At 72.5% G+C, this 25,118-nt stretch carries 21 protein-coding genes and 1 tRNA gene; 11 read left to right on the top strand and 11 right to left on the bottom strand.

Features of this window, described 5'->3' with window-relative positions; genetic code table 11:
• Window positions 1-2: 2 nt before the first annotated feature.
• Window positions 3-1,055 carry an SMI1/KNR4 family protein gene (locus CRV15_RS17275; RefSeq protein WP_003960748.1) on the bottom strand — a complete coding sequence of 351 codons (1,053 nt, stop codon included), beginning with the start codon at window positions 1,053-1,055 and terminating at the stop codon, window positions 3-5.
• A gap of 252 nt (window positions 1,056-1,307) precedes the next feature.
• Between CRV15_RS17275 and CRV15_RS17270 the strand changes: the two genes are divergently transcribed.
• Entirely contained in the window at window positions 1,308-1,823 is a 516-nt protein-coding gene (locus tag CRV15_RS17270; RefSeq protein ID WP_003953743.1) for a YwqJ-related putative deaminase, read from the top strand.
• A 10-nt stretch (window positions 1,824-1,833) separates the two neighbouring features.
• On the top strand, window positions 1,834-2,325 hold the full coding sequence (locus CRV15_RS17265) for an SUKH-3 domain-containing protein (RefSeq protein ID WP_003953744.1): 492 nt from the start codon (window positions 1,834-1,836) through the stop codon (window positions 2,323-2,325).
• A 237-nt stretch (window positions 2,326-2,562) separates the two neighbouring features.
• Here CRV15_RS17265 and CRV15_RS17260 read toward each other — a convergent pair whose 3' ends face one another.
• Window positions 2,563-3,885 (bottom strand): sensor histidine kinase, encoded by a 1,323-nt coding sequence (locus CRV15_RS17260; RefSeq protein ID WP_003960749.1) that lies wholly within the window; start codon window positions 3,883-3,885, stop codon window positions 2,563-2,565.
• Window positions 3,886-4,217: 332 nt separating this feature from the next.
• Between CRV15_RS17260 and CRV15_RS17255 the strand changes: the two genes are divergently transcribed.
• From CRV15_RS17255 to CRV15_RS17230, 6 genes are all read left to right on the top strand, one after another.
• A tRNA-Gln gene (locus tag CRV15_RS17255) sits at window positions 4,218-4,291 on the top strand.
• A gap of 103 nt (window positions 4,292-4,394) precedes the next feature.
• Window positions 4,395-5,840 carry a bifunctional UDP-N-acetylglucosamine diphosphorylase/glucosamine-1-phosphate N-acetyltransferase GlmU gene (gene glmU / locus CRV15_RS17250; protein ID WP_003953746.1) on the top strand — a complete coding sequence of 482 codons (1,446 nt, stop codon included), beginning with the start codon at window positions 4,395-4,397 and terminating at the stop codon, window positions 5,838-5,840.
• Window positions 5,841-5,955: 115 nt separating this feature from the next.
• Window positions 5,956-6,930, top strand: a complete 975-nt coding sequence (locus CRV15_RS17245; protein ID WP_003953747.1) for a ribose-phosphate diphosphokinase — start codon at window positions 5,956-5,958, stop codon at window positions 6,928-6,930.
• 262 nt (window positions 6,931-7,192) lie between these two features.
• Window positions 7,193-7,774, top strand: coding sequence for a 50S ribosomal protein L25/general stress protein Ctc (locus CRV15_RS17240; RefSeq protein ID WP_009996418.1), 582 nt, complete (start codon window positions 7,193-7,195; stop codon window positions 7,772-7,774).
• Window positions 7,775-7,919: 145 nt separating this feature from the next.
• Window positions 7,920-8,519: an aminoacyl-tRNA hydrolase gene (pth, locus tag CRV15_RS17235; RefSeq protein WP_003953750.1), complete on the top strand. Its 600-nt coding sequence runs from the start codon at window positions 7,920-7,922 to the stop codon at window positions 8,517-8,519.
• A 103-nt stretch (window positions 8,520-8,622) separates the two neighbouring features.
• Entirely contained in the window at window positions 8,623-9,075 is a 453-nt protein-coding gene (locus tag CRV15_RS17230) for a hypothetical protein (protein WP_003953751.1), read from the top strand.
• Window positions 9,076-9,209: 134 nt separating this feature from the next.
• Here CRV15_RS17230 and ppc read toward each other — a convergent pair whose 3' ends face one another.
• Window positions 9,210-11,939, bottom strand: coding sequence for a phosphoenolpyruvate carboxylase (gene ppc / locus CRV15_RS17225; protein ID WP_003953752.1), 2,730 nt, complete (start codon window positions 11,937-11,939; stop codon window positions 9,210-9,212).
• 221 nt (window positions 11,940-12,160) lie between these two features.
• Here ppc and CRV15_RS17220 point away from each other — a divergent pair, with 221 nt between their 5' ends.
• Together CRV15_RS17220 and CRV15_RS17215 are read left to right on the top strand one after the other, a co-directional pair.
• A complete protein-coding gene (locus CRV15_RS17220; protein WP_003953753.1) occupies window positions 12,161-13,147 on the top strand; it encodes an acyl-CoA desaturase in 987 nt (328 codons plus the stop codon).
• Window positions 13,147-13,827, top strand: coding sequence for a TetR/AcrR family transcriptional regulator (locus tag CRV15_RS17215; protein WP_003953754.1), 681 nt, complete (start codon window positions 13,147-13,149; stop codon window positions 13,825-13,827). The genes CRV15_RS17220 and CRV15_RS17215 overlap by 1 nt, the downstream gene beginning before the upstream one ends.
• A gap of 469 nt (window positions 13,828-14,296) precedes the next feature.
• Here CRV15_RS17215 and CRV15_RS17210 read toward each other — a convergent pair whose 3' ends face one another.
• The gene (locus CRV15_RS17210; RefSeq protein ID WP_003960752.1) at window positions 14,297-15,139 is read right to left on the bottom strand and encodes a methyltransferase domain-containing protein; all 843 of its coding nucleotides are present in this window, start codon (window positions 15,137-15,139) and stop codon (window positions 14,297-14,299) included.
• Between the two features lie 209 nt (window positions 15,140-15,348).
• Between CRV15_RS17210 and CRV15_RS17205 the strand changes: the two genes are divergently transcribed.
• Window positions 15,349-15,846, top strand: coding sequence for a MarR family winged helix-turn-helix transcriptional regulator (locus CRV15_RS17205; RefSeq protein WP_003953756.1), 498 nt, complete (start codon window positions 15,349-15,351; stop codon window positions 15,844-15,846).
• On the opposite strand, the gene CRV15_RS17200 is transcribed toward CRV15_RS17205, so the two are convergent.
• The 7 genes from CRV15_RS17200 to CRV15_RS17170 all read right to left on the bottom strand — a co-directional run bounded on the left by CRV15_RS17200 (window position 15,805) and on the right by CRV15_RS17170 (window position 24,911).
• Entirely contained in the window at window positions 15,805-16,587 is a 783-nt protein-coding gene (locus tag CRV15_RS17200; RefSeq protein ID WP_009996421.1) for a LuxR C-terminal-related transcriptional regulator, read from the bottom strand. The genes CRV15_RS17205 and CRV15_RS17200 overlap by 42 nt on opposite strands.
• A gap of 302 nt (window positions 16,588-16,889) precedes the next feature.
• Complete coding sequence (galK, locus tag CRV15_RS17195; RefSeq protein WP_003960754.1) at window positions 16,890-18,008, bottom strand: galactokinase; 1,119 nt, start codon at window positions 18,006-18,008, stop codon at window positions 16,890-16,892.
• On the bottom strand, window positions 18,005-18,964 hold the full coding sequence (gene galE / locus CRV15_RS17190) for a UDP-glucose 4-epimerase GalE (RefSeq protein WP_003960755.1): 960 nt from the start codon (window positions 18,962-18,964) through the stop codon (window positions 18,005-18,007). Before galE ends, galK begins: the two co-directional genes overlap by 4 nt.
• Window positions 18,961-20,004 (bottom strand): galactose-1-phosphate uridylyltransferase, encoded by a 1,044-nt coding sequence (gene galT / locus CRV15_RS17185; RefSeq protein WP_003960756.1) that lies wholly within the window; start codon window positions 20,002-20,004, stop codon window positions 18,961-18,963. The genes galE and galT overlap by 4 nt, the downstream gene beginning before the upstream one ends.
• Before the next feature lie 260 nt (window positions 20,005-20,264).
• Window positions 20,265-20,972: a response regulator transcription factor gene (locus tag CRV15_RS17180; RefSeq protein WP_009996424.1), complete on the bottom strand. Its 708-nt coding sequence runs from the start codon at window positions 20,970-20,972 to the stop codon at window positions 20,265-20,267.
• A 258-nt stretch (window positions 20,973-21,230) separates the two neighbouring features.
• Window positions 21,231-22,841 carry an outer membrane protein assembly factor BamB family protein gene (locus CRV15_RS17175; protein WP_003960758.1) on the bottom strand — a complete coding sequence of 537 codons (1,611 nt, stop codon included), beginning with the start codon at window positions 22,839-22,841 and terminating at the stop codon, window positions 21,231-21,233.
• Between the two features lie 81 nt (window positions 22,842-22,922).
• Window positions 22,923-24,911 (bottom strand): outer membrane protein assembly factor BamB family protein, encoded by a 1,989-nt coding sequence (locus tag CRV15_RS17170; protein ID WP_003960759.1) that lies wholly within the window; start codon window positions 24,909-24,911, stop codon window positions 22,923-22,925.
• Window positions 24,912-25,118 lie beyond the last annotated feature (207 nt).

Raw genomic sequence — 25,118 nt, 5'->3', positions numbered from 1 at the left:
CGTCACCCCTCGTCCGGGACGGGTACCGCGCGCGCGAAGCCGCCGTCCACCATCAGCTTCGCCACGTTCTCCAGCTCGGGCGGGCTGCCCGCGAGCCGCTTCAGAAAGGCGTCGAAGTCGTCGCCGCACGGCAGCAGCAGCCGTTCCATCCGCTCCTGGACCGGGAGTCCGTCGCGGTCCCGGGCGTCGTCGTGCGCGCAGAACCAGACCGACCCGGTCGCCGTCCCCCGCGCCTTGACCGCGAGCAGACCGCCCTGGACGAATCCGACGCCCAGATAGTCCTTGGTCAGATGGTCGCGCAGACATTTGTTGACATACACGAGGTCGTTGAGGGACGCCTCGTCCCGCACGGTCAGGAAGGGCTGGTCGACGAGGAGGCCCAGCTCCGCGTCGAGCGCCACCCCGGCCGGTGCCGCGCCGCCCGCGGCCTTGAGGAAGGTGCGGTAGGCACCCGGCAGCCGGAAGCCCAGGTCCTCCTCGACACCGGCGATCTGCTGCTCGGTGACGGCGAGCGTCCCCTTCGGCAGCCTGAAGTGCGCGGGCCGGGTCTCCTGGAGCGGGCGGGTGCCGCGCTTGTCGTGGTCGACGGCGGCGGTCGCCAGCCCGCCGTGGTGCCTCAGCAGCGCCTTGACCTCGACAGGGATCAGTTCGAGCCGACGGGTGCCGCGGACGTGGTGCCAGGTCCAGCCGTGCGGGGTCGCGACGGCCGGGAGCGTGTTCCACAGCGGATGCCCGCTCGCGTGCAGCGCGGCGTTCGCGGAGACGTAGTCCGTGAGCCGCAGCTCGTCGACGCCGAAGCCCGCCGGGGGCTCGGCCACTTCGGCCGCCGCGCGCGCGTACGGGGAGAAGTCGGGGTAGCCGTCGGCGTCCACCCGGACGCCCCGGGGATGGCGGGAGGCCCGTACGGGGTCGGGGAAACGGACGAGCTGACCGGCGTAGACCGCGTTGGGCGCGCCGGGCGCACCCGGCCCGGCGGCACCGGCCGGGGCCGCGCCCGGCGCTCCCTGGGTCCCGGCACCGGGCGGGCCCCCCAGCCCCTGCCGATCTGTCGTCATGGCGATCTGCCCCCTGCTGGCTGCTGACTGTCCCGGACAGCCTAAGCGGTGGAACCACACCTTCCCCGGGCTCCGCCAGCGCACATCCGGCCACCCCGTACAGCACCGGCAGAAACGTCACGAACTGTCACAAGCGGGTGACCGAACGCCCACGGACCCGCACGCTTGATCGACCCAGCTTCCCCACGGAGCGTCGCATTTGGCACGCTGTTCCTTCACTTCGGGGGAGTGCGGGGAGGAAACGACAACACCATGCACACAGCGCGACCAGACAGTCCGGCGACAGCGGGGGACCCCCGGCTGAGTTGGAGTGCCACCGGGGAGGTCCGTCCGCCCGCTCTCAGCCACCGCCGCGACGGCATACTGCCCGCCGTGGCCGCGGCGCTCCTCGTCCGGGGGGAGACGCTGAAGTCCACGGCGGGCAAGGGCGATCAGCCACCGGTTCTGCACCCGCTGGTGCAGGACTTCCTCGACACCCTGCCCAGCGGGCAGCGGGAACGCTTCACCGGGCGCTGCGCCGAGGCGATCCTGCTCTCCCGGCATCTCGCCACCGCCGAGACCGAGCGCTCCAAACGGGCCCGGCGCCGCCCCCTCTCCCCCAGCGAGGCCAAACGCTCACTGAAGCAGGCCCGGCTGACGGCCCGCAGGATCCGGGAGGACGGCGACCCGCTGCACGGCAGCTATGCGCCGCCCTGCCGCTCCTGTACGGCGATGCTCGACCACTTCGGGGTCCGCGCCGTGGACCCGACCGCACCCGAGAACGGCTGAATCCCCACCGATGTCCGACAAACTCAGCACCACCCGGTTCCCGGTCGCCGTCGACGCGGCGCTGCGCGACGCGGGGTGGCAGCCCGGCCGCTGGGACATCAAGCTGGCCGAACACTGGGCCGACGCCCTGCGCGCGTACGAGTCGCCCGCGGGGCACCGGCACGCCGTCTCCCCCGCCGCCGTCGAGGCGTGGGCCGAGTTCGGCGGGCTGCGGATAGCCCCGCCGGGGCCCGGGCGGCAGACCGCGCCGCCGGTGGTGCTCATGGAGCCGCTGGCGGGTCTGCACCTGGCGCGCACCCTCGCGGACCTGGGGCGGGCGCTGGACACGGAGATATCCCCGCTGGGGGTGGAGGGAAACGATCAGGCGGTGCTGGCCATCGACGCGGAGGGCCGCGTCTACAGCGTGGACCACACCGGGGACTGGTATCTGGGCCCGGACCTCGACCAGGCGCTGACCACCCTGGTCACGGGGCTGCTGCCGCGCCGTCTCACCCTGACCTGACCCGACCCGACCTGCCCGCGCTCCGTCCCGTCCCGGCCCGAGCGGCGCGGCCCGTACGGGGCGGCGGTACATCGGCGGGTGCCGGGGAGCCGTACGGTGCCGGCCCCGGGACCCGCACGGCACGCGGACCCGCACGGGCGCCGGTCCCGAGGACCGCAGAGGCGGGGACCGCGGGGCACGGCGCAGGCCCCGGGACCCGGCACGGGCCCCACCGGCCGCGGGGCCACGGCTCCGAGGTCAGACGTCCGCCCGGTGCGGCAGCACCGCCGAGACCCGGAAGCCGCCCGCGTCCGTCGGCCCCGACACGAAGACGCCCCCGAGCGCGAGCACCCGTTCCCTCATCCCGACCAGCCCATTGCCGCCGCTGGGCAGATCCGCGTCGGCGGCGCTCCCCGCCGCGTCCGGCGCCCCGTTCTCGACCTGCATGGCGACCTCGCTCTCCCGGTGCGCGAGCCGCACCAGGACCTTCGCGCCCGCCGCGTGCTTGTGGACGTTGGTCAGCGCCTCCTGCACCACCCGGAACGCGGTCTGCTCGACCTCCGGGGCGTAGGCGCGGACCTCCCCCTGGACGGCCAGCTCGACGACCATCCCCGTCTGACGGGACTGCCCGACCAGGTCCTCCACGTCGGCGATGCGCGGTCCGCCGTCCTCGGCGGCGGCAGCGGCAGCCGCCGCGGCGGCGACGGCGACGGCGGCGAGCGGCACCTGCCCGGTGCGCCGCTGCCCCCCGTCGCCCGCGCGCAGCACGCCCAGCATCTCCCGCAGCTCGGTCAGGGCCTGCCGCCCCATGTCCCCCACCAGCGCCGCGTTCCTGACCGCCTTCTGCGGGTCCTTCAGCGCGATCGCCTGGAGCGCCGCCGCGTGCACCACCATCAGGCTCACCCGGTGCGCGACGACGTCGTGCATCTCCCGCGCGATCCGGGTCCGTTCCTCCGTGCGCGCCCACTCCGCCCGTTCCTCGGCGCGGTCGGCGAGCAGCGACAACTCCTGTTCCAGGCTGTCGGCGCGGTCCCGCAGACTCTCCATCAGCCGCCGCCGCGCCCCCACATAGAGACCGAGGAGCACGGGCGGCACGGTGAGGCCGACGGCTATGAATCCGGCCATGATCGGTACGTACCAGACGCCCGGGTCGTCGAGCTGTGAGGACTGCACATCATGACGGACCGCGACAAAGCTGATGATCAGGGTCGCGGTCAGCGACATCCCGCTGAGAATGCCGATGATCCGGCGCGGCACCTCGGACGCGGCGAGCGTATAGAGGCCGACCATGGTCATCCCGATGCCCATCTCGGCCGGGGTGATCGCGATCGAGACCAGGACGACGGCGAGCGGCCACTGTCTCCGCAGGACCAGGAGCGAGCCGATGAGCAGTCCGAAGACCGCTCCGAACGAGGTCGACGCCCCGATCTGGGCCGTGAACCGCACCGCCTCGGCCGAGCACTCCACCGCCGAGACCAGGGCGAGCCCGATGTCGAGCACCGCGCTGCGCCGCCGTCCCCACCACAGCCAGGTGCGGGGCGGCGTGCCCGTGGCGTCCTGGTGTGCCCCCGTTGTGGTCATGTCTCCCAGACTACGGGCGCGTGCCGGTGGTACTTGTAGTGGTTATCGCGCGGGCGCAGGCGCCGCGAACCGGGACCACTCGGAAAAACCGCAGGTCATAGCCGAGTCGATCAGATTTCGGCCGCTTCTCTTCTGTCCTGGACGTGTCCCGGACGTGTCCCGGACGTGCCCTGGGCGCGCACGGCGGACACCCGGGAGGCGCACCGGACCCGGGGGGCGTCGACCCGGTACGACTGCCCCGCGTCCGACCGTCGCGGCGAGGGGGCCGGGTACGGCATAGTAGGGGCTGCTGTCCCCGCCCGGCGTACAGAACGGTCGGGGCAGACGATCCATCCCAGGTCGTCTAATGGCAGGACAAATGGTTTTGGTCCATTGAATGAGGGTTCGATTCCTTCCCTGGGAGCCATGAGGGTGGGGCCCGGCCTGGTGCCGGGCCCCACCCATATTTCGCTGGTGAAACCCCCCGGTATCCTTCGGATGTCCACCTCCCGAAGCCGAAGGGCATTCCCGTGAGCGCCAACCGCCCGGCCGCCGTCGTCGTCCTCGCAGCGGGTGAGGGCACCCGTATGAAGTCGAAGACCCCCAAGGTTCTGCACGAGATCAGCGGGCGCTCGCTCGTCGGGCACGTCGTCAGCGCGGCCCGGGAACTGGACCCCCGCAACCTCGTCGTGGTCGTCGGCCACGCCGGCGAGCGGGTCACAGCCCATCTGGCGGAACGCTTCCCCGGCACCCGTACCGCCTTCCAGGCGGAGCAGAACGGCACCGGGCACGCGGTCCGCATCGCCCTCGGTGAGCTGGGCGGGGAGACCGACGGGACCGTGGTGGTCGTCTGCGGGGACACCCCGCTGCTGTCCGGCCGGACCCTGACCGCGCTGGCCGCCACGCACGCCGCCGACGGCAACGCCGTGACGGTGCTCACCGCCGAGGTCCCCGACTCGACCGGCTACGGCCGGATCGTGCGGGACGCGGACGGCGCGGTCACCGAGATCGTGGAGCACAAGGACGCCACCGCGGGGCAGCGGGAGATCCTTGAGATCAACTCCGGTGTCTTCGCCTTCGACGGCAAGCTGCTGGCGGAGGCGCTCGGCAAGGTGCGCACCGACAACAGCCAGGGCGAGGAGTATCTGACCGATGTCCTCGGCATCCTGCGGACGGCCGGTCACCGGGTCGGCGCCTGTGTCGCCGGTGACCACCGCGAGATCCTGGGGATCAACAACCGGGTCCAGCTCGCCGAGGCCCGGCGGCTGCTCAACGAGCGGCTGCTGGAACAGGCCATGCTCGCCGGGGTGACCGTCGTCGACCCGGCCTCCGTGCTCGTCGATGTCACCGTCACTTTTGAGCCGGACGCCGTCATCCACCCGGGCACCCAGCTCCTGGGCGCCAGCCACCTCGCCGAAGGCGCCGAGGTCGGCCCCAACACCCGGCTGAAGGACACCGTCGTGGGCGCGGGCGCCCGGGTCGACAACGCCGTGGCCGACTCCGCGGAGATCGGCCCCGGCGCCTCCGTCGGCCCGTTCGCCTATCTGCGTCCGGGCACCAGGCTCGGCACGAAGGCCAAGGCCGGGACCTATGTCGAGATGAAGAACGCGACGATCGGGGAAGGCACCAAGGTTCCCCATCTGTCGTATGTCGGTGACGCCACGATCGGCGAGTACACGAACATCGGCGCCGCCAGCGTCTTCGTGAACTACGACGGCGAGGCCAAGCACCACACCACGATCGGTTCCCACTGCAAGACCGGCTCCGACAATATGTTTGTGGCGCCTGTCACGGTCGGGGACGGCGCCTACACCGCGGCCGGGTCCGTCATCACCAAGGACGTACCGGCGGGCTCACTGGCCGTCGCCCGTGGCCAGCAGCGGAATATCGAGGGCTGGGTGGCCCGCAAGCGCCCCGGGAGCGCTGCCGCCCAGGCCGCCGCCACGGCGTCCGAACGAGCCACTGGCGAGAACTGACCGGAAACAACTACGCCGAACTCGGCGTACCGTGATACGTGCACACAAATTCGGCTGGCTCGCGCCCCCCAAGCATCCGCGGCCAGAGAACACCCCCGTCTGAGGAGACAGTGCTGTGACCGGGATCAAGACGACCGGCGAGAAGAAGCTGATGCTCTTCTCCGGCCGCGCCCACCCCGAGCTGGCCGAGGAAGTCGCACATCAACTGGGTGTCACCCTGGTGCCGACGAAGGCCTTCGACTTCGCGAACGGCGAGATCTACGTGCGGTTCCAGGAGTCCGCGCGCGGCGCCGACTGCTTCCTGATGCAGAGCCACACGGCACCCATCAATAAGTGGATCATGGAACAGCTGATCATGATCGACGCTCTGAAGCGGGCCTCCGCGCGGAGCATCACCGTGATCGTCCCGTTCTACGGCTACGCCCGCCAGGACAAGAAGCACCGCGGCCGGGAGCCGATCTCCGCCCGCCTGGTCGCCGATCTGATGAAGACGGCCGGTGCCGACCGGATTCTCACCGTGGATCTGCACACCGACCAGATCCAGGGCTTCTTCGACGGCCCGGTGGACCACCTCATGGCCCTCCCGGTGCTGGCCGACTACGTCGCCGCCAAGGTCGACCCGACCAAGCTCACCGTGGTCTCCCCCGACGCCGGCCGGGTCCGCGTCGCCGACCGCTGGTGCGACCGGCTCGGCGCCCCGCTGGCCATCGTCCACAAGCGCCGGGACAAGGACGTCGCCAACCAGGTGACCGTCCACGAGGTCGTCGGCAATGTCGAGGGCCGGGTCTGCGTCCTGGTCGACGACATGATCGACACCGGTGGCACCATCTGCGCCGCCGCCGACGCGCTCTTCGCCAACGGCGCCGAGGACGTCATCGTGACCGCCACCCACGGTGTGCTGTCCGGCCCCGCCGCCGACCGGCTGAAGAACTCCAAGGTCAGCGAGTTCGTCTTCACCAACACGCTGCCCGACCCGAGCGATCTGGAGCTGGACAAGATCACGGTGCTGTCGATGGCGCCGACGATCGCCCGCGCCGTGCGCGAGGTCTTCGAGGACGGCTCGGTCACCAGCCTCTTCGAGGAGCAGTAGGCGGCCGCGCCTGCCGCGCGGCCGTAGCGCACAGGGCCGTGTCCCCCGCCCGGGGACACGGCCCTGTCGCATGCCCCACTAGGGCCCGGGGAGATCGATTGGGGCCTGTCGGCGGCATTGCGTAGACTGGCGAGGTTGCTCGGCGAGGGAGGCCGCACTCCGGTGCGGCGGTCCGTTATCGACGCGCGCTCTTCGCAGCAGGCGTAGCAGGCCGTTCATGGCCGGGTGACCATTCGATCCGTCTGTTGTACGAGGAGTGCACATGTCCGAGGTGAAGATCGCCGCCGAGCTCCGTACCGAGTTCGGCAAGGGTGCCGCCCGCCGCGACCGCCGCGCCAACCTGGTTCCGGTCGTTCTCTACGGCCACGGCACCGACCCGGTCCACCTGACCCTGCCGGCCCACGAGCTGCTGCTCGCCCTGCGTACCCCGAACGTCCTGCTCTCCCTGGACATCGAGGGCCGCAACGAGCTGGCCATCCCGAAGGCCGTCCAGCGCGACGCCCTCAAGGGCTTCCTGGTCCACGTCGACCTGCTGCTGGTCAAGCGCGGCGAGAAGGTCACCGTCGAGGTTCCGGTGCAGACCGAGGGCGAGCTGGCCCCCGGCGGCAACCTGGCCGAGCACGTCCTCGTCGCCCTGCCGGTCGAGGCCGAGGCCACCCACATCCCCCAGGCGCTGACCGTCTCCGTGGCCGGCCTGACCGCCGGTGACGCCATCCACGCCAAGGACATCACGCTGCCCAAGGGCGTCGAGCTGGCCGTGGACGCCGACGCCGTCGTCATCCAGGTCCTGGCCGCCCAGGCCGAGGAGCCGGCCGCCGAGGGCGACGCGTCCGCCGAGGGCTGAGCCTTCCCCCTGTGAGGGCCCTCCCCCGGAGGGTCCTTGAGGACCCCTCTCCCCCGGGCCGCGTCCCGGAGGAGCCTTTCCCTGGCCGCCGTCCGTACCCCACCGGGTGCGGGCGGCGTCCGGGTTCCGGATGGAGACCGCAGCGATGACCACGCCCGACCCGAACGCCCCCTGGCTGATCGTGGGCCTCGGCAACCCCGGCCCCGGCTACGCGGCCAACCGGCACAACGTCGGCTTCATGGTCGCCGACCTGCTCGCGGAGCGCGTCGGCGGCGCCTTCAAGCGCGCCCCCAAGGCACAGGCGCAGGTGGTCGAGGGCCGTATCGGCCCGCCCGGACCCGCCTCCCGCCGGGTGGTGCTGGCCAAGCCGATGTCGTTCATGAACCTCTCCGGCGGGCCGGTCGTCGCGCTGCGCGACTTCTACAAGGTCCCCACCGAGCGGATCGTGGCCATCCATGACGAACTGGACATCGACTACGGCACCCTGCGGCTGAAGCTGGGCGGCGGCGACAACGGCCACAACGGGCTGAAGTCGATGACGAAGGCGATGGGGCCCGACTACCACCGGCTGCGGTTCGGCATCGGCCGTCCGCCGGGCCGGATGCAGGTCGCCGACTTTGTGCTGAAGGACTTCTCCGGCGCCGAACGCAAGGAGCTGGACTACTTCGTGGACCGGGCGGCCGACGCCGTCGAAGCCCTGGTCACCGAGGGCCTGGAGCGGGCGCAGAGCGCGTACAACTCCTGAGCAGCGCGCACACCCGCGGCACAGCGGCGCGGGGCGGGCCCGAGCGTCCCCGCACGCCCGCGGAGTTGACCGGAGCTGTCCGGATGCCGAAGGATCGCGCCCCATGAGTGGGATGCTCCTCTACCTCCGGCTGACGGCGATGGGCCTGGTCGCGCTGCTGGTGCTGGCGGCGGCCGGCTGGTCCTCCTGGGACACGGCCCGGCACATCATGTTCACCGACGACCGCGAACGCGGCACGATCGCCGTCTCCGGCTGCGGCGAGGAGACCTGTACGGGGCTGTACGACCCCGAGGGCCCGGCGGCGCCGCGGGCGGGGCTGCGGATCGACGAGTCGGTGACGGTCGACAAGGGCGACCGGATCGACGTCGTGGTCAAGCCCGAGAGCGACGAGGTCGTGCGCCGGGGGGTCGGCGGGGTCTTCTACGCCTGGCTGCCGCTGGGCGGCGCGCTGCTCCTCGCGTCGTTCCTGATCGCGGGGATGGGGCTGACGAAGGTCGCGATGGGCTCCGCGATCGCCGGTGCGGCCGTGATAGCGGGCACCTTCTTCACCGTCTGAGCCCTGCCTGCACCGTCTGAGCCCTGCCTGCACCGTGCGAGCCCTGCGGAGCCACCGGAGCCGCACGGAGCCATGGAGTGCCGTATGCCCCGGGGCCGCGCCGTACGCACGGCCCCGGGGCACATCGGCACAGGTCAGCCGGTGTTGCGCAGACCCGCGGCCACCCCGTTGACGGTGAGCAGCAGGGCACGGCCCAGCAGCGGGTCGGCGGGCTCACCGCGCTCCGCGGCACCGCGCTGGCGGGCCAGCAGGGAGACCTGGAGATAGGAGATCGGGTCCAGATAGGCGTCCCGGATGGCGAACGTCTGCTGGAGCACCGGGTTGGAGCCGAGCAGCCGCTCCCCGCCGGTGACCTTCAGGACCTCGCTCACGGTCAGCCGGTGCTCGGCCTCGATCGTGTCGAAGACATGCTTCAGCTCGTCCGGCACCAGGGTGTCGACGTAGTGCCGGGCGATCCGCAGATCCGTCTTCGCGAGCGTCATCTCCACGTTCGCGATGAAGTTGCGGAAGAAGTGCCACTGCTCGTGCATCTCCGACAGGACGGTGTCGAGTCCGGCCTCCCGCAGCGCCTTCAGCCCGGAGCCGACCCCGTACCAGCCGGGGACGATCTGCCGGGACTGGGTCCAGCCGAAGACCCACGGGATCGCCCGCAGCCCGTCGAGCCCGGCGCCGCTGTCGGGGCGGCGCGAGGGGCGCGAGCCCAGGTGCAGATCGGCGAGCTGGTCGACGGGGGTCGACGCGAAGAAGTACGCGGGCAGGTCCGGGTCCTCGACCAGGGCGCGGTACACGCGGTGCGCGGCGTCCGAGACGGTGTCCATCGCGGCGTCCCAGCGGGCCAGCGCCTCCACGGACTGGCGCGGCGCGGTGTGCAGGGCGGACGCCTGGAGCGTGGCGGAGACCGTCAGTTCCAGGTTCTCCCGGGCCAGGGACGGGATCAGATACTTGTCGGAGATGACCTCGCCCTGCTCGGTCACCTTGATCTCGCCCTCCAGCGTGCCCCAGGGCTGCGCCAGGATCGCGTCGTGGGTGGGGCCGCCGCCGCGGCCGACGGTGCCGCCGCGGCCGTGGAAGAGCCGCAGCCGCACCCCGTGGCGGTGGGCCACGTCGCGCAGTCGCCGCTGGGCCCGGTGGATCTCCCACTGCGAGGTGGTGATGCCGCCGAACTTGGAGGAGTCGGAGTAGCCGAGCATGACCTCCTGGACCTCGCCGCGGAGCGCGACGAGCCTGCGGTAGGAGGGGTCGGAGAGCATCCCGTCCAGGATCACATCGGCGGCGCGCAGCTCGTCCGTGGTCTCCAGGAGGGGCACGATGCCGATCTTCGCCCAGCCCGCGTGGAGGTCGATGAGTCCGGCCTCGCGGGCGAGGACGGCGGCGGCGAAGACATCGTCGGCGCCCTGGCACATCGAGATGATGTACGACTCGATGACCTCGGGCCCGAACCGCTCGAACGCCTCCTTGACGGTGTGGAAGACCCCGAGGGTCTTGGCACCGGCGGCGTCCAGCGGGGCGGGGGTGGGCGCGAGCGGGCGGCGCGAGCGCAGCTCCTTCGCGAGCAGCTTCTGCCGGTACTCGCGCGGCATGTCGGAGTACCGCCAGGACTCCTCGCCGAGCCGGTCGAAGAGCTGGCCGAGGGCGTGGTGGTGGGCGTCCGCGTGTTCGCGCACGTCCATGGTGGCGAGCTGGAGGCCGAACGCGGAGAGCGTGCGGATGGTGCGGTCGAGGCGGCCGTCGGCGAAGAGCCCGGCCCGGTGCTCGCGCAGCGAGGTCTGGATCAGGGTGAGGTCGGCGAGGAGTTCGGAGGTGCCGAGGTAGTCCCGTCCGGGCTGGTGCGGGGTGCCCTTGGCCAGGCGCTCGCGGGTGTTGACGAGCTTCTGCTGGATGCAGGTGGCCTTGAGGCGGTACGGCTCCTCCGCGTTGAGCCGCTTGTAGCGGGGGCTGATCTCCGGCAGCCGCTCCAGGTCGGTCTGGAGGGAGGCGAGGAGTTCGTCGGTGGCGCCGGTGTAGCGGATGGACTGGGAGAGCTGTCCGCGCAGCGCGTCGATGAGGGCGAGGGCGTCGGTGATGCCGTGCTCGTGCTGGAGGATCAGCACCTCGCGGGTGACGGCGGGGGTGACGTTGGGGTTGCCGTCGCGGTCGCCGCCGATCCAGGTGCCGAAGGTCAACGGGCGGGTGCCCGCGGGCAGCTCCAGGCCGACCCGCTCCAGCTCCGCCGCCAGGTCCTCCAGGACGTCGCCGACGGCGTCGGCGTGCAGCTCGTCCAGGTAGTAGATGGCGTTGCGGGCCTCGTCGGCCGGTTCGGGGCGGACGACCCGCAGCTCGTCGGTCTGCCAGATGAGGTCGATGTTCTCGGCGAGCCGCAGATCGATGCGGCGGCGGTCGGAGGGGACCGCGGGGGTGTCGAGGAGTTCGGCGATCCGGCGCAGCTTGTTGAGGACGGAGCGCCGGGCGGCCTCCGTGGGGTGCGCGGTGAAGACGGGCCGGACGTTGAGGTTCTTGACGGTCTCCCGCAGATGGGCGGGGTCGGCGTCCTTGAGCCGGTCGGCGGTACGGGCCAGCAGGCTGCCCTCGGCCGCGCGCAGTCGGCGCAGCTCATGGCCGCGGTGCACCTGTTCGGTGACGTTGGCGAGGTGGAAGTAGGTGGAGAAGGCGCGGACCAGCTTGGCCGCGGTCTCCAGGTCGGTGTCGCCCAGCAGATGGGCGGCGGCCTCCCCGTCGCTGCGGGTCAGGGCGCGTACCTGCTCGACGAGTTCGAGCAGTTCGGGGCCTTCCTGCCGGACGATCGTCTCCCCGAGGAGGTCGCCCAGTCGGCGGATGTCGGCACGGAGTTCGGCGCTGGCCGTGGGTGTCTGGTCGGCACTGCTCACAGGTGCGGCTCCTTGCAGTGTTTGAGCACGTCTGGAGGGGTACTGGAGGCTGCGGACCGCGCTGTCCGACGAGACCCAGGATAGGTCGCCGGGTCCCGGCGTCTGTCCACAGGGCCCTTGCCGCGCGGCCGGGCGCTGCCATACTGACGTCGCCGTTGGTCACCTGCCGGTGGCTCGGTGTGATCATCTTCCTCTCCCCAGGGACGCGAGGGACGCTCACCATGACAACCAGCCCGGATGTGGTCGACGCCGCGGACCCGGTCGGCGCGGCGGTCGACGGCCTTCCGTCCGCGACGCTCGGCGGCGACAAGAAGGGGTCGATCGAGCAGCTCGCACTGCTGTTCTTCATCGTGGTGCCGTTTCTCGCGCTGGCGGCCTCGGTGCCGCTGGCCTGGGGCTGGGGCGTGAGCTGGCTGGATCTGGGGCTGCTCGTGGGGATGTACTTCCTGGGCTGCCACGGGATCACGATCGGCTTCCACCGGTACTTCACCCATGGCGCCTTCAAGGCGCGCCGCCCGCTGCGGATCGCGCTGGCGGTGGCGGGTTCACTGGCGGTCGAGGGGCCGTTGGTGCGCTGGGTGGCCGACCACCGCAAGCACCACCGCTTCTCCGACGAGGAGGGTGATCCGCACTCCCCGTGGCGGTACGGGGAGAGCGTCCCGGCGCTGCTGAAGGGGCTCTGGTGGGCCCATATCGGCTGGATGTTCGACTCGGAGCGGACCTCGCAGCACAAGTACGCGCCGGATCTGATCAAGGACCCGGCGCTGCGGCGGATCTCCCGGGACTTCGTCTGGTGGACGGTGCTGTCGCTGGCGATCCCGCCGCTGGCCGGATGGGCAGTGACGGGGACGTGGCAGGGCGCCGCCACCGCGTTCTTCTGGGGCTCCCTGGTGCGGGTCGCGCTGCTGCACCATGTGACCTGGTCGATCAATTCGATCTGTCACGCGGTGGGCCGCCGTCCGTTCCGCTCCCGGGACCGCTCGGGGAATGTGTGGTGGCTGGCGGTGCTGTCCTGCGGGGAGTCCTGGCACAACCTGCACCACGCGGACCCGACGAGCGCCCGGCACGGGGTGCTCCGGGGGCAGCTCGACTCCAGCGCCCGGCTGATCCGCTGGTTCGAGCGGCTGGGGTGGGCATACGACGTGCGGTGGCCGAGCGCGGCACGCATCGACGCCCGGCGCAGTACCACAGCGCCCGACACGGCATGATGGAGGGCGTGGCGACGGACGGCAACAGCAATGGCACCGAGAAGAACCGGTCGGGACGGCGGGCGCGCCGGGTGCGGATGACCGGTGCGGAACGCCGTGAACAGTTGCTGGACATCGGCCGCACCCTCTTCGCCGACAAGGGGTTCGAGGGCACCTCGGTGGAGGAGATCGCCGCGAAGGCGGGGGTGTCCAAGCCGGTGGTGTACGAGCACTTCGGCGGCAAGGAAGGGCTGTACGCGGTCGTCGTCGACCGTGAGATGCGCCAGCTCCTCGACATGGTGACGGGCGCGCTGACCGCCGGGCACCCCAGGGAACTGCTCGAACAGGCGGCGTTCGCGCTGCTCGACTACATCGAGCGGTACACGGACGGCTTCCGCATCCTGGTGCGGGATTCGCCGGTGGCCCAGTCGACGGGCACGTTCGCCTCGCTGATCAGCGATATCGCCACACAGGTGGAAGACATCCTGGGGATGGAGTTCAAGAACCGGGGCTTCGATCCCAAGCTGGCGCCGCTGTACGCGCAGGCGCTGGTCGGGATGGTCGCGCTCACCGGCCAGTGGTGGCTGGACGCCCGCCGCCCGAAGAAGGCCGAGGTCGCCGCGCACCTGGTGAACCTGGCCTGGCACGGCCTGGACGGCCTGGAACCGAAGCCCCGCCTGATAGGCCACCGCAAGAATTAGGGGCCCCCTTTTTTTGTGGCTCGGTTCGCCTCCGGAGCGCTGAAGCGTCTGCCGACGGTCGACCGTGCTCGCCCGCTCGTTCCTCACGGGCTCCGCGCGCTCTCCACTTTCGGCAGCCACGCGCCCCTTCGGCTCACTCGCCGCAGGGTCGAGGCAAACGCCCGGCTCGGGGGCGGGGTGCGGGCCATCGCCCGGCCCGGGAGAGAGGCGGAGGTGCGCCCCTTCGGCTCACTCGCCGCAGGGTCAAGGCAAACGCCCGGCTCGGGGGCGGGGTGCGGGCAAACGCCCGGCCCAACAGACAGGCGGGCGCTCTCCGCATTCGGCACCCGCGGCACCCCTTCGATTCACGCGCCGCAGGGGCAGGGCAAACGCCCGGCTCGGGGGCGGGGTGCGGGCCATCGCCCGGCCCGGGAGAGAGGCGGAGGCGTACCCCCTTCGGCTCACTCGCCCCGGGGTGCGGGCAGTCAGGTCAGGCCCTCGCGACGGCGAAGACGCGGCGGAAGGGCAGGACCGTCCCCGCCGGGCCCGGTGGGTAGGCGGTGCGCAGACGGCCGGCCAGTTCGGTGAGGAAGGCGTCGGTCGCGGCGGGGTCGTCGGCCAGTTCGGTGAGGAGGGGGCGCAGCACCGTGCCCTTGATCCAGTCGAGTACCGGGTCCTCGCCGGTGAGGAGCTGGAGGTAGGTGGTCTCCCAGACGTCCGGGTCGAGCCCCAGCCCCACCAGCCGGGTCAGATACTCGGCGGGTTCATGGACGGAGGCGATGACGCCGTGCTCGCCGAGCCGGTCCCGCCAGCGGGGTTCGGCGACGAGTCCGGCGACCAGGGTGTGGCTGGGGGCGGCGAAGTTCGCGGGCACCTGGAAGGCGAGGACGCCGCCGGGGTTCAGCGCCTCGGCCCAGCGGCCGAGGAGCGCGCGGTGGCCGGGCACCCAGTGCAGGACGGCGTTGGAGACGATCAGGTCGTAGCCGCCCTCGGGGAGCCAGTCATGGGCGTCGCCCTCGGTGAAGTCCAGCCGTCCACCGCCCGCCGTGGGGCCGCCGTGCGCGGTGCGGGCGTGTTCGACCATCTCGGGGGAGTTGTCGAAACCGGTGATCAGGGCGTCGGGCCAGCGCTCGGCGAGCAGGGCGGTGACATTGCCCGCGCCGCAGCCGATGTCGGCGATCCGCAGCGGGGCGCGCGTCCCCCCGCCCCCGCCGCCGGGGCCGGGGCGCCCCGGCTCGGGAATCCGGGCGAGCAGGTCGAGGAAGGGGCGGGTGCGGTGGCCCGCGTGACGCAGATAGAGCCCGGGGTCCCAGGTGGGAGCGGCGGATGTCATGACGTACAGACCTCGCGTATCTGAAGAAATCGCCGGGGAGAGCGGCGGGGCGACGAGGAGCAGGGCGGAAAAAGAACGCAAAGGAACAGCAGGCCGCGAGGGGAGAAGTCGGTCGAAAGACCCCTCCCGCCCCGGTGATCCCATCCTGCGCCCGAAACTATCTTGACGTCAAGAGACTTCACATCGACAGACCAACTACACTGATCGTCATGGAGGACGAGGTCGATCGACTGGTCGCGGCATGGCGCCGGGAGCGCCCCGACCTCGACGTGGAACCGCTGGAGGTGCTGAGCCGCGTCTCACGGCTCGCCCGCCACCTCGACCGGGCCCGCAGGCTCGCGTTCTCCGAGCACCAGCTCGAACCGTGGGAGTTCGACGTCCTGACCTCGCTGCGCCGCGCGGGGGACCCGTATCAGCTCTCCCCCGGCCAGCTCCTCACCCAGACCCTGGTCACCTCGGGCACCATGACCAACCGCATCGACAGGCTCGCCAAGAAGGGCCTGGTCGAGCGGCTGCCCGACCCCAGCGACCGGCGCGGGGTGCTGGTGCGCCTGACCGCCGAGGGCCGGGACCGCGCGGACCAGGCCCTGGCCGGGCTGCTCGACCAGGAGCGCGCCATCCTCTCCCGGCTCTCCCACGCCCAGCGGGCCGAGCTGGCCGCGCTGCTACGCGAGCTGACCGCCCCGTTCGACAACATCCCCGGCTAGGTCCACCGGGCCCACGCCCGCCCGCCGGGCCAGCGCCACCGCCGCGAGCGTCGAGTGCACCCCCAGCTTGCCCAGCACGTTCTGCATATGGGTGCGGACCGTGTGCGGGGAGAGGAAGAGCCGCTCGGCGACCGCCTTGCGCCCCAGCCCCGCCACCATGCACCGCAGCACCTCCCGCTCGCGCGGGGTCAGCGACTCGACCAGCCGCTCGCTCTCGGTGCGGTGCTTGCGGGCGGCGGTCAGCTCCCGCAGCACCCCGGTGAGCAGCGCGGGCGGCAGATGGGTCTCATCCCGCAGCACCCCCCGGATCACCGCGAGCAGCCGCTGCAACGAGCAGTCCTTGGCGACCCAGCCGCACGCCCCCGCCTGGAGCGCGAGCGCGGCCCGGCGCGGGTCGTCCTTCTCGGCGAGGACGACCGTACGGACGGCGGGATGGACCGAACGGACCCCGGCGACCAGGGTGATCCCGTCCACCAGCCCCTCGTCCCCGTCGTCGGGGACCGCGCGGGCGACGGGCGCGCGCACGGCCTGCGGCCGTCCCCCGCCCGCGCCGAGATCGGCGTCGACGAGCATCACATCGAAGCCCCGCCCGTCGGCGAGGGCTCTTTCCAGACAGCGCAACGCCGCCGGGCCGCTCCCGGCCGCCGCCACTTCGACATCGGGCTCGGCCGCGAGAGCGGCGGCCAGGGACTCGGCGAAGATTCGGTGGTCGTCCACCACCAGGACCCGAATACGGATCACAGACACCCCCAGGCTCGGAGGACGGATGACGCGGGCACGGCGCCCGGGGGAACGGGGAGAACGCGCACGGCCGCCGCCGCGCACACTGCTACCCCGCCCCGGGCGTCGTACCCGACTGATCTCGCCCCCTGATACACACCGGCCCCCACCGGTGCTGAACATCAGAGTACGGCGGGGGAACGGCAGGGGAAGGCTATTTGCAGAACTGATTACCTGCGCTGTGCAAGATGTGCCGTAAGTTTTACCCCGGAAGGTGAACCCATGGCGTTCGACCGGTCGCACGCCTGGAAAAGCGGGCCCGGTCAGGAGATCCGGCGGGCCCCGCCGGCCGGGTCCGCCGCCCTGACGACAGGTTCGGTAAGGCTCGCCTCCGCAAACGCCCGCCGCACCGCGGCCGCCACCGCGCCCGCCGCCGCCGCGCGGGTGAGCACGATCGCCGAGCCCCCGAAACCGCCTCCGGTCATCCGCGCGCCCAGCGCCCCGGCGGCCAGCGCCGCGGACACCACGAGGTCCAGCTCCGGGCAGGAGACCCGGAAGTCGTCACGGAGCGAGACATGCCCCTCGGTGAGCACCGGCCCGACCGCGTGGACATCCCCGGTGAGCAGCGCGGACGTCACCCGTTCCACCCGGTGGTTCTCCGTCACCACATGCCGGACCAGACGGCGCTGCTCCGGGTCGGCGAGCCGGGCCAGGGCCGCGGGCAGCTCATCGGGCCCCACGTCCCGCAGGGCCGGGACCCCGAGCGCGGCTGCCGCCGCCTCGCACCCCGCGCGCCGTCTGCCGTACGCGCCGGTGCTGTGGGCGTGGGTCACCCGGGTGTCGACGAGCAGCAGCGCGAGCCCGTGCGCGGCCGGGTCGAACGGGATCTGCCGCAGCGACAGGTCCCGGGTGTCCAGGGCCAGGACATGGCCCTCCGTACAGCAGGCGGAGGCCATCTGGTCCATGATCCCGGTGGGCGCCCCGGCGTACGCGTTCTCGGCCCTGCGGGCGATCCGGGCCAGCTCCGGCAGGTCCGGCGCCGGGTCGAGGCCGTACAGCTCGCTCAGCGCCAGGGCGGTGACGACGCCGAGCGCGGCGGACGAGGAGAGCCCCGCGCCCTGCGGCAGGGTGGAGGTGAAGCGCAGTTGTGCGCCGCCGATCCGGTGTCCTGCCTCCCGCAGCGCCCAGAGCACCCCCGCGGGATAGTCGGTCCAGCCGCGCGGGCCGTGCCCGGGGGCGAGGTCGTCGACCCGCAGATCGACGGTGCGGCGGCCGGGCTCCGCGCCGTCGGAGCCGAGGCTGAGCACCCCGTCCTCGCGGCGCCGTCCCTCGGCGACGACCGTGAGCGGCAGGGCGAAGGGCGCCACCAGGCCGTCGTTGTAGTCGGTGTGCTCACCGATCAGATTGACCCGGCCCGGGGCCTGCCACACCCCCGCGTTCACGCGTGCCGGGCCCGGGCGAACTCCCAGGCGTCCGCGACGATCCCGGTGAGACCGGGCCGCGCGGGGCTCCAGCCGAGCCGTTCCCCGGCGGTCTCGGACGAGGCCACCAGGACCGCCGGGTCGCCCGCCCGGCGCGGGGCGGCCGTCTCGGGCACGGGGTGCCCGGTGACCCGGCGCACGGTGTCGACGACCTCGCGCACCGAGAAGCCGTTCCCGTTGCCGAGGTTGCAGATCAGATGCTCGCCCGGACGCGCCGCGCCCAGCGCGAGGAGATGCGCGTCGGCGAGGTCGGCGACATGGATGTAGTCCCGGACGCAGGTCCCGTCGGGCGTCGGATAGTCGTCCCCGTACACGGCGATCGACTCCCGGCGGCCGAGGGCCACGTCCAGGAGGAGCGGGATCAGATGGGTCTCGGGGTCATGGCGCTCGCCCTGGCCCCGGTGGGCGCCCGCGACGTTGAAGTAGCGCAGGGAGACCGCCGCGAGGCCGTGGGCGGCGGCCTCGCCGCCGATCATGTGGTCGACGGCGAGCTTGGAGGCGCCGTACGGATTGGTGGGGGCGGTGGGGTCGGACTCGGCGATGGGGGTGCGCACCGGCTCGCCGTAGGTCGCCGCCGTCGAGGAGAAGACCAGGGTGCGCACCCGCGCGGAGCGCATCGCGGACAGCAGCGCCATGGTGCCGCCGACGTTGTTCTCCCAGTACTTCTCGGGGTGCGCCACCGACTCCCCGACCTGGGAGAACGCGGCGAAGTGCAGCACCGCGTCATAGGAGGGGTCGAGCCACTTGGCCGCGTCCCGGATGTCGCCCTCGATGAATTCGGCGCCCTCGGGGACGCCCTCCCGGAAGCCGGTGGAGAGATTGTCGAGGACGGTGACCCGGTGCCCGGCCGCCAGCAGCCGCAGCGCCACCACGCCGCCCACATAGCCCGCCCCGCCCGTCACCAGGTACTTGTTCATACGCTCGCCGCCTCTCGCAACCGCCGTGCCGCCGTCTCCGGCAGGACGTCATTGATGAACACACTCATTCCCGACTCCGAACCCGCGAGGAACTTCAGCTTTCCGGGAGTGCGGCGGATGGTGAAGAGCTCCAGATGGAGGGCGAAGTCGGCGCGTCCCTCCGGGTGGAACGGGGCCTGGTGCCAGGCCGAGATGTACGGGGTCGGGGGCTGGCCGTCGCCGAAAACCCGGTCGAAGCGGCGCAGCAGCTCCAGATAGACCCCGGGGAACTCGGCGCGGGCCGCGTCGTCCAATGCGCGCAGGTCGGGGACGCGGCGCCGGGGGTAGAGGTGGATCTCGTACGGCCAGTGCGCGGCGTACGGGACGAAGGCGAGCCAGTGGGCGGTGGCGAGCACCACCCGTTCGCCCTCGGCGCCCTCCCGTTCCACGATGTCGTCGAAGAGATTGCGGCCGGTGCCGCGCCGGTGGGCGGCGGCCGAGGTCAGCATCTGCCGGGTGCGCGGGGTGACGAAGGGGTACGCGTAGATCTGGCCGTGCGGATGGCCGAGGGTGACGCCGATCTCGACGCCCCGGTTCTCGAAGCAGAAGACCTGTTCGACCTGGGGGAGCGCGGCGAGTTCGGCGGTGCGGTCGGTCCACGCGGCGAGGACCAGCGCGGTCTGCTCCTCGCCGAGGTCGGCGAAGGAGGCGTCGTGGTCGGAGGTGAAGCAGACCACCTCGCAGCGGCCCAGCTCCCCGGAGAGGGAGGGGAAGCGGTTCTCGAAGACGACGACGTCGTAGTCCTCGGCCGGGATCTCGCTGAGCCTGCCGCCGCGCGAGGGGCAGAGCGGGCACTGACCGGCGGGCGGCTGATAGGTGCGGTCCTGGCGGTGGGCGGCGATGGAGACCGCGTCCCCGAGCAGCGGATCGCGGCGGATCTCGGTACGGCTGGTGACGGGGGTGAGCGGTCTGCGGTCGACGCTGTCGCGGACGGCGTCGTCGCGGGAGTCGTAGTAGAGCAGTTCACGACCGTCGGCGAGCCGGGTCGACGTCTTCTTCACGGAGACTCCCTCACCGTTCCCAACATAACCGCACACAACAAACCATGAGCCAACAGTGCAGTCAATGGGCCGCCAGGAAGCGTGAGTTCATGACGAACCCCTGCACATCTACTCATAGTCCGGTCGGAAGACGACCGATGACGCGCGCGCCGCGCGGGGGTGGGAAGGAACCGGTCCGCAGGACCACCCGGCTCGGCCGGGGCTCGGCTCCACCAGGGCTCGGCTCCGCCGGGCCCCGCCCCGGCCCGGCCCGGCCGGGCTCAGCGCTCGTGGAGGCGGGAGACCGGGGCGATGGGGGCGGTGGCCGTGGTGGCCCGGTCGAGCAGCCCCGTGCGCGCGGCGAGCGCCGCCGCCTCCAGCCGGGAGCCCACGCCCAGCTTCATCAGCACCCGCTGCACATGCGTACGGGCGGTGCTGGGGGCGATCCCCATGCCCGCCGCGATCAGCCGGGTGTCCTCGCCCTCCGCGACCCGGACCAGGACCTCGATCTCCCTCGGGGTGAGCAGCCGCAGCAGCCGCTGCCCCTCGTCGTCGGGCTGGGCCACCGGGTTCAGCAGCTCCGCGAAGGCGCCCTGGAGCAGGGCGGGGGCGACGACCGCCTCACCCGCGCGGGCCTTCATCATGGCCCGTTCCACGCCCTCGATCCGCTCGTCGTGGCGGACATAGCCGGAGGCTCCCGCGGCGAACGCCGCCGCGATCCCCCGGGGGCTGGGCACGGGTCCCAGGACCACGACGGCCACCTGGGGCCGCTCCCGTTTGATCTTCACCACCGGATCAAAGGCACCCGGCTCGGCCGGCCCCGCCGTCCCCAGCAGACAGACCTCAGGCGCCCTGCTGACCACCAGGTCAGCGGCGCCCGCCGCCGGTGCCGCCGCCGCGAGCACCCGGTGCCCGCGCAGCTTCAAGGCCGACGCGAGCGCCTCCGCGAGCAGTCGGTGATCGTCGACCACCATGAGCCGCACGCCCATCGAGCAAACCCCCACTCCCCCGCAGCCCCGGCTCCCGGGCCTGACCCGGCAAGCTACACGCTTGTTCGACTGTGCGCGGCCACAACCCAACAGAAGTCCCCCATCGTGCGGAATCAGACGCCGCACGGGGATGGTTATGACCACACCATGACCAACACATGACCTGTGACCGACACATGGCGCCGATCGGTCTTGACCCTGGCCCAGTACACCGGAGTACCGATATACCGGGCCTGGGGTGCGACCGTAGCGAGAAAATCAGTCGGCGGTCGTGAAGGCCAGAATCAGTTGCCCGTCCTCCGTGGACGACGGGCTCATCAGGGTGGCGCTCAGATAGAGCCGTCCCCGGTCGTAGACGATGTCGTCGGAGGAGACCGGAAAACCGCTCTCCGCCCGACGGGTCCGCTCCTCGTCCGGGTTGCTCATCAGCACGGTCTGCTCGAAGCCCGCGCCGTCGACGCTGACCACCTGGCCGCCGGAGTCGTGCGACGGGGTGCGGTAGGCGATGACGTCGCCGCCGTCCATCCGCAGCGGGTAGATCATGTGGGAGCCGCCCGCCGCCAGCCGGCCGGGGGTGGGCCTGCCCGTGCGGAGGTCGTACGAGACCAGGTCGTTGGTGTTGCGGAAGCCGGACGCCCCCTCCCGTTCGGAGGTCGGCAGATAGACCCGGCCGTTGCCGACGGCGATCAGCCGGCAGCTCTCGGCCTCGGTACTGGCGCAGTCCGTCGCGAAGGCGTCGCCGGTGGCGGGAATCCGGGCGAGCTGACGTCCTTTCGCGTCGACCGAGAACAGGTCCGAGAAGCCCCCCGCCCCGGCGGTGTCGCCCACGTCGGCGGCGATCACCAGCGGATCGGCGGAGACGATGTTCGCGCTGTCGGTGGCCTCGGGGAGGCGGTACGAGAAGACGGGCCGACCGCTCAGGGGGTCGAGGCGCTGCACGGTCAGCCGGGGCCGGTCCGGGGTGCCGCACTGGCGGACGGCGACCAGGGCGGGGCCGCCGCCGTAGCCGCGGTCGCGGCAGCCGTCGGAGCCGACCGTGGGCTTCCACCGCACCCTGCCGCTGCCCAGGTCGAAGGCGGCACCGCCGGTGACACCGCCCGCGGCGACGGTCCGTCCGCTCTGGGTGACCTCGCTGAACGAGACCTTCTGATCGCCGCCGGTGGCGCTGGTGACGGAGGTCCGCCAGCGCAGTGCGCCGGTGCCCAGATCGACGACGCCGACCTCGGTGCAGGGCTGGAAGTGACGGGGGGCCGTGCGCCGGGCGGGCTCGAAGAGGAACGCGGCCCCGCCGTCCGCCGACTGGTGGCGGGACGCGGCGCAGATCTGGCCGGGGAGGTCCAGCGTCCAGGCGGCGGTGCCGTCCTTCGCGCGGTGGCCGACGACGGAGCGGATGCCGGGCTTGACGAAGAGCTGCTCGGTGGTCCAGGCGCCGCCGACGTCGGTGATGTCCTCGACGGGGGGCTCGGGGAGCCGGAAGGCCACCCGGGACCCGACCCGCTCGGGCACCTTCTCCCGGCCCGCTTCCTCCCGGCCTGCTTCCTCCCCGCCCCGACCGCCGCCGCCCCGGTCCGCCGCCGCGGCGGCGCCCCCGTCGTCGTCCCGGCTGTGGGAGTACCACACACCGCCGCCGACGATCAGCGCCATGGCGGCGAGGGCGGCGACGACGATCAGCGCACGGGTCCCGCGCCCGTCACCGCCGGAGGGCGGCGGCTGCGGGGGGAGGGGCGGCGGTGCGGGCGGCTGGTACGCGTACCCCGGCCAGGGGGGTCCCGGCTGCGGCTGCGGGGCGCCGAAACCGCCCGGCGGAGGCGGCTGCGGCGGCCCGAAACCCGGGGACTGAGGGGCGCCCGGCGGCGGGGGCTGTGTCATGGCGTGCGTACCTCGGGGGTTCGGCGGCTGCGGCGGGACGGGACGGCCGGGCCCGGCGCGGTCACCGGGCCCCGGCCCGGGTCACCGGGTGAAGGCCATCATGGTCGGGGTCCGGAGTTCCTCCGCGTCGTCACGGGCACTGACCCGGCCACTGGCGATGAAGAGGGTGCCGCCCCCGTACACCAGCCGCGGCGAGTAGAGAGAGGACTCGGTCCGCGCGGTGGCGGCCTGGAGCCGCAGCAGGGTGCGGGGCGCGCCGCCGCCGGGCGGGATGACCGTCAGGGCGCCGCCCCGGTCGTAGGTGGGCTCGCGGTAGGCGAGGACGTCCGTGCCCTCCATGCGCAGCGGCAGCAGGGTGCTCCCGCCGCCCGACGGGGTGCGCCATGTCTCGCGCCCGCTGTCGAGGTCGAAGGCGACGACCTCGTTGGCGCCGCCGGGGCGTTCGGGCTGGGTGGCGATGTAGAAGGCGTCGTCGTCGGCCGCGACGCCGGCGCAGCCCTCCAGATGCTCACCGAGCACCACGAAATTGCCGCCGCAACGTGGCTGGAACCGGTCCTTCCCGCCCTGGATCCGGGAGCGTTCGGTGCCCCGGTCCGTGAGGGCGACGACACCCCACTTCTTCTCCCGGCTCTGCTTGAGCGAGACGACGACCGGATCGGCGGAGAAGACCTTCTCGACCTCCCAGCCCTCGGGCGCGCTGTAGGTCCACTTCACCCGGCCGGTGGCCGCGTCCAGCTCCTGGAGCTGCTGTCTGGGCTTCTTCCAGTCCTTGGTGGGGCAGCTCACGGCGGCGAGCAGCCGGGGCCCGCCCGCGAAGGCGAACGGCTTGCAGCCGGTGGCGGGGCCCTCGAAGAGCGGGCGGCCGTCGCGCAGCGAGAGGCCGAAGGAGTTGCCGAGCCCGGCGGCGCCGAGGGTGTCACCGCTGATGGTGAGCGTGAACTCGGTGAGGGACCGGAAGCCGGAGCCGGTGCGGAGGGTCTTCTTCCAGCCCACGGTGCCGGTGCGGATGTCGACCATCCGCAGATCGAGGCACTTGGCCCGCTCCCCGGTGCCGTCCTTGACGCCGATGACGACCTTGCCGTCGGCGGACGCGTTGAACGTGGCGGAGCAGATGTCGGTGCCGACGGGGAGGGTCCACTTCTTGCGGCCGTCGGCGGTGGAGTAGCCGGTGATCTGCCGGTGCACCGCGCGGACGACGGTGTCGCCCGCGGTCCAGGGGCCGAAGGCGTCGACGCCGTTGCGGGGCAGGTCGACGTCGTTCTTCGTCACGAACGAGACTTTCGCCTCGCCGTCCTCGCGGCCCGCGTTGAGGGCGTCGTCCGCGCTCCGCCCGGAGCCGCCCGCCCGTTCCCCGTTCTCCCCCTTCTCTTCCTTCTCTTCCGTCTCTTCCTTCCCCTCCTGCTCCTGCTGTTCCTGCTGCTCCTCCGCCTGGCTCTCCCTCTGTTCCGGCGCTGTCTCCTTGTCCCCGGAGAGGGCGAGATACCCGCCGCCGCCGACCAGGAGCAGCACGGCGAGGCCCGCCGCGAGAACCGCGCCGGGCCTGCCGCGGAGGCCCTTCCGCCGGTGGCCGCCGGTGGTGTCCGGGGCGGGCGGGGCGGGGGTGCAGGGGTACGGCTGCTGCGGGGCGCCGCCGTACGCGACCACGCCGGTGGGGACGGGGCCGTAGGGGCCCTGCGGGCCGGGGCCCGGCTGCCCGTACGGCTGCTGCCCGCCGTACGGGGGCTGCCCGTAGGGGGACTGCCCGTACGGGGTGCCGGGCGGGGGTACGGGCGCCTGCGGGTACGCGGGACCCGGCGCGGGCGCGGGCGTCTGCGGGTGTACGGGCGGAAGGTGCCCCGTCCCGGGCACGGGCTCCTGGAGGAACGGCCCCGGCGGGGGCGCGGCGGAACGCGGGTCCTGGGGCGGGCCGGGCCGGAACTCCGGCGGATCGTGCGGGAAGGACCCCTGCCGGTCCTCCTGGTGAGGGGGCTCCTGGTACGGAGGCTCCGGCCGGTCCTGCGGGGACCACTGGCGCGGGTCCTGCGGAGCGCCGAAGCCTCCCTGCGGCGGCGGGCTGGGCGGCTGGGACATCGGCGCGTCCCCTTTCCCACGGTCCGCCGCCCGAACGCCGCTCCCGCTCCCGGTCCCCGTCTCCGGGGCTCCCGGTTGCGGAGGCTCCGGAGGCTCCGGAGGCTCCGGCGATTCCGGCGGGCGTGCAGCGTTTTCGGACAGCGGTTCCGCGTATTCATGTCAGGTGAAGCCGGATACTTTCTATCACCCGGACGGACGCGGGAAGGG

Source organism: Streptomyces clavuligerus, assembly GCF_005519465.1.
GTDB lineage: Bacteria > Actinomycetota > Actinomycetes > Streptomycetales > Streptomycetaceae > Streptomyces > Streptomyces clavuligerus.
This window is presented reverse-complemented; position numbering and strand designations above follow the sequence as displayed.